General features: G+C 70.8%; 13 protein-coding genes and 1 tRNA gene. 6 read left to right on the top strand and 8 right to left on the bottom strand.

What is annotated here, in order from left to right:
• Window positions 1–15: 15 nt before the first annotated feature.
• Both ABFJ78_RS00745 and ABFJ78_RS00740 read right to left on the bottom strand, forming a co-directional pair.
• Window positions 16–2028 carry an FAD-dependent oxidoreductase gene (locus ABFJ78_RS00745; protein ID WP_436383558.1) on the bottom strand — a complete coding sequence of 671 codons (2013 nt, stop codon included), beginning with the start codon at window positions 2026–2028 and terminating at the stop codon, window positions 16–18.
• On the bottom strand, window positions 2025–2570 hold the full coding sequence (locus tag ABFJ78_RS00740; RefSeq protein ID WP_436383557.1) for a PadR family transcriptional regulator: 546 nt from the start codon (window positions 2568–2570) through the stop codon (window positions 2025–2027). The genes ABFJ78_RS00745 and ABFJ78_RS00740 overlap by 4 nt, the downstream gene beginning before the upstream one ends.
• A 104-nt stretch (window positions 2571–2674) precedes the next feature.
• Between ABFJ78_RS00740 and ABFJ78_RS00735 the strand changes: the two genes are divergently transcribed.
• Window positions 2675–3613 (top strand): patatin-like phospholipase family protein, encoded by a 939-nt coding sequence (locus ABFJ78_RS00735; protein WP_436383556.1) that lies wholly within the window; start codon window positions 2675–2677, stop codon window positions 3611–3613.
• A gap of 7 nt (window positions 3614–3620) precedes the next feature.
• On the opposite strand, the gene ABFJ78_RS00730 is transcribed toward ABFJ78_RS00735, so the two are convergent.
• Complete coding sequence (locus tag ABFJ78_RS00730) at window positions 3621–4070, bottom strand: MarR family winged helix-turn-helix transcriptional regulator (protein WP_436383554.1); 450 nt, start codon at window positions 4068–4070, stop codon at window positions 3621–3623.
• Between the two features lie 155 nt (window positions 4071–4225).
• On the opposite strand from ABFJ78_RS00730, the gene ABFJ78_RS00725 reads away from it, so the two are divergent.
• On the top strand, window positions 4226–5188 hold the full coding sequence (locus ABFJ78_RS00725; protein ID WP_436383553.1) for an alpha/beta hydrolase: 963 nt from the start codon (window positions 4226–4228) through the stop codon (window positions 5186–5188).
• Window positions 5189–5347: 159 nt separating this feature from the next.
• On the top strand, window positions 5348–6556 hold the full coding sequence (locus tag ABFJ78_RS00720; RefSeq protein ID WP_436383552.1) for an alpha/beta hydrolase: 1209 nt from the start codon (window positions 5348–5350) through the stop codon (window positions 6554–6556).
• Between the two features lie 91 nt (window positions 6557–6647).
• On the opposite strand, the gene ABFJ78_RS00715 is transcribed toward ABFJ78_RS00720, so the two are convergent.
• On the bottom strand, window positions 6648–7532 hold the full coding sequence (locus tag ABFJ78_RS00715) for a hypothetical protein (protein WP_436383551.1): 885 nt from the start codon (window positions 7530–7532) through the stop codon (window positions 6648–6650).
• Between the two features lie 190 nt (window positions 7533–7722).
• Between ABFJ78_RS00715 and ABFJ78_RS00710 the strand changes: the two genes are divergently transcribed.
• A complete protein-coding gene (locus ABFJ78_RS00710) occupies window positions 7723–8346 on the top strand; it encodes a DUF4383 domain-containing protein (RefSeq protein WP_436383550.1) in 624 nt (207 codons plus the stop codon).
• Window positions 8347–8357: 11 nt separating this feature from the next.
• Here the strand turns inward: ABFJ78_RS00710 and ABFJ78_RS00705 are convergent, their stop codons facing one another.
• Window positions 8358–9347, bottom strand: coding sequence for an SCO0930 family lipoprotein (locus ABFJ78_RS00705; protein WP_436383549.1), 990 nt, complete (start codon window positions 9345–9347; stop codon window positions 8358–8360).
• A 118-nt stretch (window positions 9348–9465) separates the two neighbouring features.
• Window positions 9466–11148 (bottom strand): lyase family protein, encoded by a 1683-nt coding sequence (locus tag ABFJ78_RS00700; protein ID WP_436383547.1) that lies wholly within the window; start codon window positions 11146–11148, stop codon window positions 9466–9468.
• Between the two features lie 68 nt (window positions 11149–11216).
• Here ABFJ78_RS00700 and ABFJ78_RS00695 point away from each other — a divergent pair, with 68 nt between their 5' ends.
• Complete coding sequence (locus tag ABFJ78_RS00695) at window positions 11217–11867, top strand: TMEM175 family protein (RefSeq protein ID WP_436383545.1); 651 nt, start codon at window positions 11217–11219, stop codon at window positions 11865–11867.
• 4 nt (window positions 11868–11871) lie between these two features.
• On the opposite strand, the gene ABFJ78_RS00690 is transcribed toward ABFJ78_RS00695, so the two are convergent.
• Both ABFJ78_RS00690 and ABFJ78_RS00685 read right to left on the bottom strand, forming a co-directional pair.
• Window positions 11872–12414 carry a DinB family protein gene (locus ABFJ78_RS00690; RefSeq protein WP_436383543.1) on the bottom strand — a complete coding sequence of 181 codons (543 nt, stop codon included), beginning with the start codon at window positions 12412–12414 and terminating at the stop codon, window positions 11872–11874.
• Window positions 12415–12517: 103 nt separating this feature from the next.
• Complete coding sequence (locus tag ABFJ78_RS00685; protein ID WP_436383541.1) at window positions 12518–13054, bottom strand: AAA family ATPase; 537 nt, start codon at window positions 13052–13054, stop codon at window positions 12518–12520.
• A 111-nt stretch (window positions 13055–13165) separates the two neighbouring features.
• On the opposite strand from ABFJ78_RS00685, the gene ABFJ78_RS00680 reads away from it, so the two are divergent.
• Window positions 13166–13238: transfer RNA gene (locus ABFJ78_RS00680), tRNA-Lys, on the top strand.

Genomic DNA, 13238 nt, shown 5'->3' with positions numbered 1-13238 from the left:
CGGACGCTTATCGGGCTACAGCGCGGCGGCGAGCCTCGTTCCCTGGTCGATCGCGCGTTTCGCGTCGAGTTCCGCGGCGACGTCGGCGCCGCCGATCAGGTGCACCGGCAGGCCGGCGGCCCGCAGTTCGTCCGCGAGGTCCCGCACGGGCTCCTGACCGGCGCAGACGACGACCGTGTCGACTTCGAGCAGCCGCGGGGTGCCGTCGACGGTGAGGTGCAGGCCGGCGTCGTCGATCTTCTCGTACGCCACGCCCGGGATCTGCTCGACGCGCTTCGCCTTGAGCGCGGCCCGGTGCACCCAGCCCGACGTCTTGCCGAGCCCGGAACCGATCCCGGACTTCTTGCGCTGCAGCAGGTACACCCGCCGCGGCGACGGCTCGGGCTTCGGCTGGGCGAGCCCACCCGGCGCCTGTTCCGGGTCGGTGACACCCCACTCGGTCATCCACGCGTCGAGGTCGAGCGCCGGCGAGTCCGTGTGCGTGAGGAATTCGCTGACGTCGACGCCGATCCCGCCCGCCCCGATCACGGCGACCCGCTCGCCGACCGGCTTGCCGTGCTTCACGACGTCGACGTACGACAGCACCTTCGGGTGGTCGATCCCGGGCAGCGACGGCACGCGCGGCGCGACGCCGGTGGCCAGCACGACCTCGTCGAACCCGGTGAGTTCCGCCGCGGACGCGCGCTTTCCGAGGTGCAGCTTCACGCCGGTGACCTCGAGGCGCCGCCGGTAGTAGCGGATCGTCTCGGCGAACTCCTCCTTGCCGGGGATCTTCCGCGCGATGCCGAACTGGCCGCCGATCTCGTCGTCGGCTTCGAACAGCTCGACGCTGTGCCCGCGTTCGGCGAGCGCGGTCGCGGCGGACAACCCGGCGGGGCCGGCGCCGACGACGGCGACGTGCTTCGACCGCCGCGTGGGGAGGAGCGTCAGCTTGGTTTCGTGGCCGGCGCGCGGATTCACCATGCAGGACACGAGCTTGCGCTTGAAGGCGTGGTCGAGGCAGGCCTGGTTGCAGGCGATGCACGTGTTGATCTCGTCTTCGCGGCCGGTCTCGGCCTTGCGGATCCACTCGGGGTCGGCGAGGAACGGCCGCGCCATCGACACGAGGTCGGCGTCGCCGCTGCTCAGCGCTTCCTCGGCCACCTGCGGCATGTTGATCCGGTTCGACGTGACGACCGGGATGCCCACGTGCGGCTTGAGCTTCCCGGTCACCCAGGTGAAGGCGGCGCGCGGCACCGACGTCACGATCGTCGGCACGCGGGCCTCGTGCCAGCCGATGCCGGTGTTGATGATCGTCGCGCCGGCCGCCTCGACCTCTTGGGCGAGCGCGACGACGTCTTCCCAGCGCTGGCCGCCCGGCACGAGGTCGAGCATGGACAGCCGGTAGACGATGATGAAGTCGTCGCCGACCTTTTCCCTGGTGCGCTTGACGATTTCGACGGCGAACCGGCGGCGCTTCTCCGGCGTGCCGCCCCAGGCGTCGGTGCGCTTGTTGGTGCGCTCGGCCAGGAACTGGTTGATCAGGTAGCCCTCGGAGCCCATGATCTCGACGCCGTCGTAGCCCGCTTCGCGCGCGAGAGCGGCGCAGTTCGCGAAGGCGTCGATCTGCTTGCGGACGCCGTGGCCGGTCAACGCGCGCGGGCGGAACGGGTTGATCGGCGCCTTGATGCTCGACGCGGACACGCTCAGCGGGTGGTAGGCGTACCGGCCCGCGTGCAGGACCTGCAGCGCGATCTTGCCGCCGGCGTCGTGGACGGGCGCGGTGAGCTGCCGGTGCTGCTTCGCTTCGGCGGACGTCGTCAGCTTCGACGCCAGCGGCAGCAGCCAGCCGGTGCGGTTGGGCGCGAAGCCGCCGGTGACGATGAGCCCGACGCCGCCGCGGGCGCGTTCGGCGTAGTACTCGGCCAGTTCGGGGAAGTGCGCGGCCTTGTCCTCGAGGCCGGTGTGCATCGACCCCATCAGGACGCGGTTGCCCAGCGTCGTGAAGCCGAGGTCGAGCGGGGACAGCAGGTTCGGGTACGGGCTCATCGGGCGTCCTTGGGGTGGTGGAGGGCGGCGAGGACTTCGTCGAACCACTCGACCTGGCCTTCTTCGACGCGGATGCCGCCGCGCAGGACCAGGTACTGGTGCAGGTGTTGCCCGTGGAGGTCCGCGGGGGCGGGGAAGTCGCGCTTCTCGATCTGGCGGTAGACGTCGAGGCGTTCGGCGTGTTTTGCGCGGTGCCGGACGATCTCCTCGGCGACCTTCGCCGGGTCGCCGAAGGTCGCGCCGCGGATCTTCACGGCGAGTTCCACGGGTCCGGCTGTCGGGTCCGGCTCGGCGAGCCAGCGGACGAGCTCGGCGCGGCCGCCGTCGCTGACCGTGTAGACCTTCTTGTCCGGCCGTCCCGACTGCGCGACGACGTCGACGGCGACCCAGCCGGCCTCTTCCATCCGCTTCAGCACGCGGTAGATCTGCTGGTGGGTGGCGCTCCAGAAGAGCCCGATCGACTTCTCGAAGCGGCGCGTGAGCTCGTAGCCCGAGCCGGCGCGCTCGGACAGCGAGACGAGGATCGCGTGCTCCAGTGCCATGCTGGGAGGGTGCTATGCAACGAGTTGCAGTGCAACGAGGCGCGCATCACTTCACCCCCTCGGGTGGGATAAATCGGGTCGACTAATCGATCGAAAAGACCAGGATGGGAGGAGTGCACCCGGTACTCGAACTGATCTCCGAACGGATGGCGGCGGGCAGTGTCCCGGGAGAACGCACCGACGGCCGGCGCCTCGCGCTCGCCATCGAAGGCGGCAGCAGCCGCGGCACGTACTCCAGCGGAATGGTCCTGGCGCTGGACGAGCTCGGCGTCACGCCGGCGTTCGACGCGGTCTACGGCTCCTCGGCCGGCGCGCTGAACGGCGCGTGGCTGCTCTGCGGCCGCTCGTCGACCGGCGTCCGGACGTGGTGGAACCCGGTCGTCATGCGCCGGATCATCAACCCGCTGCACACCCTGCGCGGCCGCGCGGTGATCGACCTCGAATACCTCGTCCACCAGGTGTATTCGGTGCTGGAACCGATGGACTTCCCGGCGATCCTGGCCAACCCGGTGACGTTCCACCCCCTCGCCACCGACGCGGACACGGGGGAGTCGACCGACCTGCACCCCTTTCTGGACGACGTCGACGCGATCAAGGTCGCGCTCGCGGCGTCGTCGTGCATGCCGGTGCTGGCCGGGCCGCCGATCCCGATGGCCGGCCGCCGGTTCGTCGACGCGGGCGTCGCCGAGCCGATCCCGTACCGGACGGCGTTGCAGCAGGGCGCGACGGACGTTCTGGTGCTGCGCACCCGCCGTGCGGACGAGCTGCCGCTGCCGCCGCCGCGCGTGCACGACGTCGTCGTCCCGCGGTTCCTGCGTCGCCAGGCCCCGGGCGCGATCCCCGCGTGGCGCGACACTTACCGCCGGGACGTCGAGGACGAGGAGGTCTTGGCGTCCGATCCGCGGATCCTGAGCGTCCGGCCGCCGAACGGGTCACCGGACGTGGCGGTGCTGGAGCGCGACCCGGAGGTGCTGCGCAAGGCCGTCGACCTGGGTAAAAGCGCCGTTCTCGACGTGCTGGAAGGCCTACGCGAAGCTTCGTGACCCGGGGTCACGCGGGCGAGAGCGCGTCCCGGTAGGCGTTCACCGACTCGGTCAGGCGGTCCAGCTCGGCGCGCAGCCGGGCCACCCCGGCGTCGTCGAGGCTCATCGCGGTGCCGATCACGTCGGGGATGCCTTTCGCCTTCTCCTGCAACGCTTTCCCGGTATCACTCAGGCTGACGCGGACCGAGCGTTCGTCGTCGGCCTGGCGGTTCCGGACGACCAGGCCCGCGGTCTGCAGCCGCTTGAGCAGCGGCGAGAGCGTGCCCGAGTCGAGGTTCAGCTCGGCGCCGAGCTCCTTCACCAGGCGGTGGTCCCGCTCCCAGAGCGCCAGCATGACCAGGTACTGGGGGTAGGTCAGGTCGAGGTCTTCCAGGACGACCCGGTACAGCGACGTCACCGCGCGCGACGCCGAGTACAGCCCGAAGCAGAGCTGGTCGTCCAGCCGCAGCGATGCCATGGCGTCCTCCTCTCTCGTAACACTCCATGGTTCCCGACATCGGACTGCGTGGCAACTTAAGTGCGCTGCATCTCATTGAGCGTCATTCAGTTGTGCACAACCGAGTTGCGAGCTACCTTCATGGCATCAGCTTGCTTCGCCCCGAGGAGGACAACATGACCGCCAACCCGCACAACCTGGCCCTGGAACCGGCCGCGCAGGCGTTCGCCGAGGCCACCGACGCCCCGCCGTACCTGTTCCAGCTGCCGCCGGCCGAGGGGCGCAAGGCCGTCGACGGCGTCCAGGACGGCGACGTCGCCATGGCCGACGCGTCGATCGAGGTCATCAAGGTCCCGGGCGGCCCGACCGGCGAGGTCGAAACCCGGATCGTCAAGCCGGCCGGGGTCGACGGTCCGCTCCCGGTGATCCTCTACATCCACGGCGCCGGCTGGGTGTTCGGCGACTTCCACACCCACGAGCGGCTCGTGCGGGAACTCGCGGCCGGCGTCGGCGCGGCCGTCGTCTTCCCCGAGTACGACCGCTCGCCGGAGGCGCGCTACCCGGTCGCCATCGAGCAGAGCTACGCCGTCGCGAAGTGGGTCGCTTCGAACGGTGCTTCGCAGGGCCTGGACACTTCGCGCATCGCGATCGCCGGCGACTCCGTCGGCGGGAACATGACCGCGGCGCTGACCATCCTGGCCAAGCAGCGCGGCGACGTCACCTTCAAGCAGCAGGTGCTCTTCTACCCGGTGACCGACGCGAACTTCGACACCGAGTCGTACCACCAGTTCGCCGAGGGCTACTTCCTCGGCCGCGAAGGCATGAAGTGGTTCTGGGACCAGTACACGACGGATCCCGCGCAGCGCGCGGAAATCACGGCGTCGCCGCTGCGCGCGTCGCTCGACGAGCTGGCCGGCCTGCCGCCGGCGCTGGTGATCACCGGCGAGGCGGACGTGCTCCGCGACGAAGGTGAGGCGTACGCGGCGAAGCTGCGTCAGGCCGGTGTGCCCGTCACGGCCGTCCGGTACCAGGGGATCATCCACGACTTCGTGATGGTCAACGCGCTTCGCGAGACCCACGCCGCCGAGGCCGCGATCACGCAGGCCATCACCGTGCTGACCCGCGCTTTGGCGCAGTGATCTTCAAAGCGAACTGAGAAAACGCTGAGTACGCCGCACGTTGCGGCCCTATGACGCAACTCACAGGGCCGCAACGTGCATGCCCGGTCAAACGTGATATATACGCGAGTCCGGGGGGTTCCGGGTGCGCATTCACTGCCCGCCCGGAAGGACCGTCCCATGAACTTGAGCAGCATCCGGCTCGATTCGCCGGTCAACATGATCGTGGTGGTCGTGCTGACGCTGCTCGCGATCATCGCGGTCCCGTGGTTCTGGGACCGCTGGAAGCGCAAGCGGCTGTGGCGCAGCGCCACGATCCTGCTCGCGGTCGTGCTCCTGGTCCTCACGACCGGCATGGCGGGCAACATGATCGGCGGGTTCTTCCCAACGGTCGGCTCGCTGCTCGGCACCGGCTCCTACGCCGGCCAGGGCACCGACGCGGAGGCGTCGCAGAACGGCGAAGACCTCGAAAAGCTGCGTGACACGGGGGTGGCGCACGCGAAGGAGGGCAAGGGCACGGTCGTCCACATGAAGGTGACCGGCCGGCGCACCAAGCTGACCCGCGACGTCACGGTCTACCTGCCCCCGCAGTACTTCGACGCGGCGTACAAGGAACTGCGGTTCCCGGCGGTCGAGTGGATCCCGAACTACCCGTCCGGCCCCGAGGTCTTCACGAGTGGCTACCACATGCCGGAGCAGCTCGACGCGGCGATCGCCCGGAAGGTTCTGCCGCCGGCCGTGGTGATCGTCCCGGACCCGACGGGCGTCCCGAAGGTCGGCCACGACACGGAATGCGTCGACGAGGTCAACGGAACGGCCAACGACACGTACCTGACGGCGGACCTGCGCGACTGGGCCCTGCAGAAGCTGGGCGTGTCCGCGAATCGCCGCGCGTGGACTCTCGCGGGCTGGTCTTCGGGCGGCTACTGCGCGATGAACCTGGCGACGCGCCACCCCCAGTGGTACGGCCAGGCGGTGAGCGTGAGCGGCTACGACAAGGCCCAGGTCGACGCGGAGACCGAGGACCTGTTCCACGGCCGTCAGGACATCAACGACGCCAACAACGTCCGGGTGAACGTCCGCCTCCACCCGTCGCCGGTGGAAATCCTGGCGATTTCGGGGGAGAAGGAGAACTACGAGAGCTTCGCGATCGACCAGATCCGCGCGGCGGCCCGGCCTCCGCTGCAGTTTTCGTCGTGGCGGGTGCCCGACGCGGGCCACAACATGAACACGTTCAAGTCGCAGATCCCGGACGTCCTGGCGTGGATCGGGGCGCACACGTCATCGCCGGCCCCGGCCGGGCGACAGGTCGAGACCACCGGCGGGGTGCTGCCGTGGCCGCTGCCGCGGTCGGGAGCGCACGGCGCGCTGGCGGACACGGACCAGTAGCGGCTCGCGCGCCGAGCCCGTGAGCCGGCTTGGGCTGCGCCGAGCCGTGGGTCGCCCCGCCGTCGAGCCGACCCGCTGCCCGCGCCGCCGCTCATGCCAGCAGGGCCGAGACCACCGCCGTCACGCGCTTCGAAGCCGTCGCGTAGCTCACCGAGGCGGGGTGCTCGCTCAGCACCACCACGATGTACCGGTCGTCGTCGCCGACCAGACCCGACGTGTGCAGCATCCGCGTCGGGCCGCAGCAGGACCAGCCCTGCTTCACCGCCCACGGCCGGCCACCGGCGGCGTCCGGGATGCCGAAGTACTGCCGGAAGCCGTCCGAACCCTGCTCGGTCGCGGCGCGCAGCGCGGTCATGATCGCGGCGGGCCCGTGCGCCAGCACGTACTGGTAGATCTTCACCACGTCCTTGGCCGTGATCCGCGTGTCGCCCCACCGTCCGGGATCCGCGGGCGCCTGGGTGCCGGTGAGGCCGATCTTCTTGGCCCAGCCCGTCACGATCGCCGGCCCGCCGTAGGCCGACCAGAACCGGCTCGCGAGGTCGTCGTCGCTGCGGGACAGCATCCGCTGCACGTCCGCCGTGGGCCCGCCGCGATTCAGCACTGTCAACGCGATCAGCAGCTTCACGAGCGACGCCGAGGTGTACCCGCGGTCCGCGTGCAGCGAGACGGTCGCCGCCCCGCGCTGCCGGTCGAACACGATGGCGCTGACGTGGCCCCCGGCCAGCATCCGGTCCAGCTCGGCGGCGTCCACCGTGGACGGCGGTTCGGCCTTCGGCGTCTCCTTGGGCGTCGTCGTCGGACTCGGCGTCGGCGTCGCCTCGGGGCTCGGGGTCGCCGATTCCGACATCGTTGTCAGCACTTCGGTGGCGGCGCTCGCCCGCGGCGCCTGGACGGCACCGTGACCGATCGTGACCGCCACCGCGCCGATCGCCCCCACGCACAGTCCCACCAGGAAGATGCCGCTCAGCTTGCGCATGATCCGGATTGCCGGAAGCGCTCTCTCGCGTTCCCCGAATCGGGTGACTTTGTGGGATAGGTCTCGAACCGGCCCGGATTCGGGAACGCCCCGGGGGCCTGCGGGCAAGCGCCGTCGTTTCGCTGCCCGTGTTCGCGGGGTACCTGTGTGCGGTGACGATCGTCACCACACTCTGGGAAGGACTGGAGTCATGACTCACGCGAAAGGCGCACGCATCCGGGTTCGCGGCCTGCAGCCGGCGCAGGTGCTGGCCGGGTTGGCCGGGATCGCGTTCCTCGTCGTCGGCATCATCGGGTTCACCAGGACCGGGGTCGGGAACTTCGCCGGCCACCACGACGCCGGGTTCTGGCGGTTCTCCGGCAACCCGCTCATGAGCCTGGTCCGCGTCGTGACCGGCGTCGTCGGCCTGCTGCTGGCGTTCGGTTCGGGCCGCGCCCGGACGTTCGGCTGGCTGCTCTTCATCTTCTACGGCGCCCTGTTCGTCTGGGGCCTGATGATCGACGGCCTCATCTCGACCAACCCCTTCGCCAACGCCGGCAACCCGATGGACATGGGCCCCGCCGACACGTGGCTGCACCTCGGCGTCGCCGCGCTCGGTCTGCTGATCGCCGTCCTGCCGGCCCGCCGGACCATCCTCGTCCCCGAGGAGGAGACCGCCGACGAGCCGACGGTCGCCGAGCAGCGCGTCTCGGACACCGACCGCCCGGTCGCTTCCGACGAGCAGCCGCGCCGCCGGTCGTTCCTGCGCCGGAACCACGACGAGCGAGGCCCGGAGGTCGCTCGTGAAGAGCGTCCGCCGGGCCTCGCCCACTAGTTCGTGGTGGCTCAGTAAGTGGTACCGCCCGAGCCGGAGTTGGTGCTCCCGGCTCCACTGTCAGCCGCCGGAGCCTGGTTGGCGGTGGAGCTGGGGGTGGTACCGACCTTGCAGCCGTTGGGCTCGATGACGAACCACGTGCCGTTGACGCCCATGCCGTTCGCGTCGCCCGGCTTCAGGTCCTTCGCGAAGGTGTAGACCGGCCAGCCGCCGATGGTGACCTGCTCGGTGCCGTCGGAACGCTTGATGCTGCCGAGGAGCTTCGAGTCGATGCCCTGCAGCTCGACCTTGCCGTTGGAGAGGACCGGCGGCCAGGTCTTGGCGCAGTCGCCGTTGCAGGCGGACGTCTTGGCCTTCTTGGTGTCCTTCTGGAACAGGTAGAGGGTCATGCCGTTCTGGTCGACGATCGCCTCGCCGAGCCCGTCGATGTTGCTGGCGCTCAGCTTGACGGTGCCGGCTTCGCTCGCGGCCTGCCCGGCCTTGCCACCCTTGGCGTTGGCCGCGTACCAGGCGCCGCCGACGCCCTGGCCGGTCGCGTCGCCGGCCTTGGTGTCCTTGGCGTAGCGGTAGAGCGCCCACCCGCCGACGGTGATCTGCTCGGTGCCGTCGGAACGCGTCACCTTCCCGACGAGGTTCTTGTCGATACCCTGCACCTGAACGTCCCCGGTGGCCAGCACGGGCGGCCACGCCTTGGCGCAGTCACCGTCGCAATTGGACTTCGGCGGCTTGGCCGTGTCCTTGTCGAACCGGTAGAGGGTCATCCCGTTCTGGTCGGTGATGACCTGCCCGACGCTCGCGACGTCCGCGACGACCAGTTTCGACTCGTTCGACGCGGGGGCGGCGTTGCCGACCTGCCCGTTGGCGATCTGGCCGCCGCCGGTGCCACCGGCCGCTGCGGGGGCGATGACCGGCTGAGCAGTTTCGGCACCCGAGCAAGCGGTGAGCACTGCCAGCCCGGCTGCCGCCGCGGCGACGGAGACGGCGATGCGCGTGCGAAGCATGGAAGTTCTCCTTGTGTCCGTTGGGGTTTCCCGCCGCTCGGTGCGGCTGCTTGATACCCACTACACGGACCCCCGCCGGAGGCGGTTCAAAGAATTTTCGCCGCGGGTTCGCCCGAGGTCAGACGGCGCCGCCCAGCGCCCGGTCGACGAGCGTCCCCGCGGCCCCGGTGTAGGTGGCCGGGTCGAGGAGGGCGTCCAGCGCCGCGGGGGTGAGGACGTCGGTGATCGCGGGCAGCTCGTCGAGCACGTCCCGCAGCGGCCGGTCGTCGCGCACCGCGCGTCGGGACGCCTCGCCGAGCAGCTCCTTGGCCTTGGCCTTGCCGAGCAGCGGCGCGAGCACGGCGGAGAGCCGTTCGGAGACGATCAGCCCGTGCGTCGACGCCACGTTCGCCCGCATCCGCGCGGGCTGAGCGGTGAGCCCGCGCGCGAGTTCGACGGCGGTGTGCGCGGCACCGCCGGTCAGCCGGAGGCACTCGCGGACCAGCTGCCATTCGGCGTGCCAGACGCCGGCCGAGCGTTCGTCCTCGGTCAGCATCGACTGCGTGACGCCGGCGGCCAGCACGGGCACCTGCAGCGCGGCCGAACGGATCAGCGTCGCGAGCACGGGGTTCCGCTTGTGCGGCATGGCCGAGGAGCCACCCCGCCCATCAGCGGCCGGCTCGACGACCTCCCCCAGCTCGGTCCGGGTGAGCGTGGCGACGTCGACGGCCAGCTTCCCCAGCGCGCCGGCGGCGAAGGCGAGAGCAGCGGCGAGATCGGCGACGGGGGTGCGCAGCGAGTGCCACGGCAGCACGGGCGCGGCCAGCCCGGTCTCGTCGGCGAACGCGGCGACGAGCCGTTCCGCATAGTCGCCGGGCAGGCCGGGGCCCCGGTTCCACTCGCCGAGGCCGGCTTGCCCGGCGTGAGCCGCCTGCTCTGGCGCCGCCGCGGCGGGCTGCTCGGCGCCGGCCGTCCGCTCGGGAGATACCGCGTCAGCGAGATCCTGGCCCCCGCCCCCGCCCCCGCCCCCGCCCTCCCGCTCGTCGGCGCCTGCCGCGCCGGATTGCCTCGCCTCGTCGGCCTCCCCGCCCTCCCGCTCGCCGGCGCCTGCCGCGCCCGATCGCCCAGCCTCCCCTGCCACCCCGGCCCGCCCAGTGCCCGCGTGCCCGGCCCGCTCGGCGTCGGCCAGCCGCGCGTACTCCACGTACGCCGCCAGCGTCCCGGCCGCGCCGCCCAGTGAGACCGGCAGCCCGCCGTCCAGCACGCGCCGGATCCGCGTCGCCGCGTCCAGCACCAGCTGCCGCCAGCCCGCGGCCTTGAGCCCGAACGTCGTGGGCACCGCGTGGGCCGTCAGCGTCCGGCCGGCCATCGTCGTGTCCCGGTGCTCGCGCGCCAGCGCGGCCAGCGCCTCGGCCGTCGCGTCGAGGTCGGCCACGAGCGGTCGCAGCGTCCGGTCGGCGACCAGCATCATCGCCGTGTCGAAGATGTCCTGGCTGGTCGAGCCGCGGTGCACGTACTCCGCGGCCTCGGGCGCGATCGCGCCGACAGCCGACGTCAGCGCCTTGACCAGCCCGACCACCGGGTTCGCGGTCGCCCGCGACTCCCGCGCCAGCTCGACGACGTCGATCCGCGCGCTGCCGGCGGCCTCCGTGATCGCGTCCGCGGCCTCGGACGGCACCGTCCCGAGCCGCGCCTGCGCCCGGGCGAGCGCCGCCTCGGCGTCGAGCATGGCGCGCAACCAGGCCTCGTCGCCGGTCGACGCTTCGGCCGGCGTACCGGCCCTGACCGGGGACAAGAGTCCGGAATCGGGGTCGACGCTCATGGTCTCAGCATCGCATGCACCCGGCCGCGGCTGCCTTTCCGCGGCCGCGTCTGGCAGGCTCTCCCGCCATGAGAAGCGCCACGTCCGAGCGTGACACCGAGGACACCGCCCGCTCCGAGACCCGCGGGCTCGCCGCCGAGCGCCTCACCTTCTTCTCGGACGCCGTCGTCGCCATCGCGATCACGCTGCTCGCGCTCGAGCTGCCCCTGCCGGAGGGCGCCACCAGCGCCGAACTGCTGCGGTCGCTCGGGCATCATCGTTCCGAATACATCTCCTTCCTGATCAGCTTCGCCGTGATCGGCGGCCACTGGCGCGCCCACCACCGCCTGTTCCACTACGTCACCACCGTGCGCGCCGGGCTCATGCGGCTCACCTTCGGCTGGCTGCTGATGATGGTCCTCATGCCCTTCGCCACGAAGGTGCTCGCCGACGACGGCGGGTTCGAGTTCCGCTTCGTCCTGTACGCGCTCGTGCAGGTCGTCGCGCTCACGCTGTTCGTCGTGATGACCCGGCAAATCCAGCGTCACGACCTCTGCCGCGCGGACACCCCGCCGGAGCTCTTCGGCGAGTTCTACCGCGGGCTCGGCACGATGATCGCCGCCTTCGCCGCCTCGATCCCGGTGGCCTTCTTCACGCAGTGGGCCTACGCGTGCTGGATCGTCATTCCGCTCGTGGGTAACCTCCTCATCCGGCTTCGCCGCCCGGCGGCGCGCGCCTGAGCCTTCATTCGCCGGTGGCGCCGTCGATCCGTTCGCGAACCAGGTCGGCTTGGCCGATGTGGCGCGCGTACTCGCCGATCATGCGCAGCATGAGCCACCGCAACGTGAACGGCCGGCCCGTGCTGATCCGCGTCCCGGTCTGATCCATCGTGCTGGCCGCGACGATCTCCCGTGACCGCGCGCATTCGGCGTGCCACAAGGAAAAAGCCTCGCCGACGTCACCGTCGAGCGCCGTGAAGTCCTGCTCCGGATCGTCGTCGGAGTAGTAGAGGTTCGGGACGTCCTCACCCGCGAACTGGATCCGGAACCACCAGCGTTCGACGCCGGTGAGGTGCCGCAGCAGGCCGTGCAGCGTCAACGTCGACGGTGGTACCGAGCGTTCGGACAGCCTGGCCGGGTCCAGGCCTTCGCACTTCATCTCGAAGGTGCGCCGGTAGTAGTCGAGGCTTTCGGTCAGGGCCTGGCGCTCGTCCGCGACCGGCGTCGGGTCGGTCCGGTCACCGGTCAGGCGGGGTGGCGCGGCCACCGGGGTCGTGTGTTCGGTCATGTGCGGAGCGTGCCACGGGGGTCTGACAATTTTCGCGTCGGCGGCGTGCCCGGTGACCCGGAAACGGCGTGAACCCCCCCGTCCGTGGCCGGCTGAGTCCACATCAGAGCGAGTACGGCACCGAACGAGCTCGGCGCCGTACTGCGTCCGCGGTCTCGTCGACGGTCTCATGGCTGGTGTCCATGACGTTCTTCTCGAGCTCACCCAGGTCGACGAAGGCGCGGTGCATGCCGGTGAGCGGCTCGACGTCGGTGAGTTCAGTGGCATCGCGAGCGGTCCCCCGGGCGAGGGTGACCTCGAGACTCGGCCGCAGGACGACGTAGAAGAGGTCCAGACCGTCCCGCTTCGCGGCGTCACGGAAGGGTTCCAGCGCCCAGGGACCGACGACACCGTCGAGGACGACGTCGTAGCCACCGCGGGCATAGCCACAGGCGGCCTCGGCGATCACCCCGAGCACGACGTCGTTCTGCCGCGCGGCCTCGGGCAGGTAGGGCGGAACGAGCCCGGTCCGGATCCAGACGTAGAAGCTGTCGGTGTGCAGGTGCACGGTGGGTCGTGGAGCGCGTTCGGTGACCAGCCGGGCAACGGTGGACTTCCCGGCCCCGGGCGGCCCGGTGAGGATCAGCAGCGAACCGGACATGCAGGCATCATGCGGTGCAGGCGGGCGCAGAACCAGTCTTGACCTCGCCGACGGCGTCAGCCGGACCCGGTGTGCAGGTGGGTGCCGGGGTCCTGGCTAGACTTGGGGCGCGGGCCGTTAGCTCAATTGGTAGAGCTGCGGACTTTTAATCCGTAGGTTCTGGGTTCGAGCCCCAGGCGGCCCA

It is taken from the genome of Amycolatopsis sp. MEPSY49 (genome assembly GCF_051337345.1).
Classification (GTDB): domain Bacteria; phylum Actinomycetota; class Actinomycetes; order Mycobacteriales; family Pseudonocardiaceae; genus Amycolatopsis.
This window is presented reverse-complemented; position numbering and strand designations above follow the sequence as displayed.

Bases quoted from the DNA above. Each gene is read 5' to 3' on its own strand.
- ABFJ78_RS00730 (WP_436383554.1), bottom strand. From the start codon at position 4,070: ATGGCATCGCTGCGGCTGGACGACCAGCTCTGCTTCGGGCTGTACTCG.
- ABFJ78_RS00685 (WP_436383541.1), bottom strand. From the start codon at position 13,054: ATGTCCGGTTCGCTGCTGATCCTCACCGGGCCGCCCGGGGCCGGGAAG.
- ABFJ78_RS00725 (WP_436383553.1), top strand. From the start codon at position 4,226: ATGACCGCCAACCCGCACAACCTGGCCCTGGAACCGGCCGCGCAGGCG.
- ABFJ78_RS00720 (WP_436383552.1), top strand. From the start codon at position 5,348: ATGAACTTGAGCAGCATCCGGCTCGATTCGCCGGTCAACATGATCGTG.
- ABFJ78_RS00695 (WP_436383545.1), top strand. From the start codon at position 11,217: ATGAGAAGCGCCACGTCCGAGCGTGACACCGAGGACACCGCCCGCTCC.
- ABFJ78_RS00690 (WP_436383543.1), bottom strand. From the start codon at position 12,414: ATGACCGAACACACGACCCCGGTGGCCGCGCCACCCCGCCTGACCGGT.
- ABFJ78_RS00715 (WP_436383551.1), bottom strand. From the start codon at position 7,532: ATGCGCAAGCTGAGCGGCATCTTCCTGGTGGGACTGTGCGTGGGGGCG.
- ABFJ78_RS00700 (WP_436383547.1), bottom strand. From the start codon at position 11,148: ATGAGCGTCGACCCCGATTCCGGACTCTTGTCCCCGGTCAGGGCCGGT.
- ABFJ78_RS00735 (WP_436383556.1), top strand. From the start codon at position 2,675: ATGGGAGGAGTGCACCCGGTACTCGAACTGATCTCCGAACGGATGGCG.
- ABFJ78_RS00705 (WP_436383549.1), bottom strand. From the start codon at position 9,347: ATGCTTCGCACGCGCATCGCCGTCTCCGTCGCCGCGGCGGCAGCCGGG.
- ABFJ78_RS00740 (WP_436383557.1), bottom strand. From the start codon at position 2,570: ATGGCACTGGAGCACGCGATCCTCGTCTCGCTGTCCGAGCGCGCCGGC.
- ABFJ78_RS00745 (WP_436383558.1), bottom strand. From the start codon at position 2,028: ATGAGCCCGTACCCGAACCTGCTGTCCCCGCTCGACCTCGGCTTCACG.
- ABFJ78_RS00710 (WP_436383550.1), top strand. From the start codon at position 7,723: ATGACTCACGCGAAAGGCGCACGCATCCGGGTTCGCGGCCTGCAGCCG.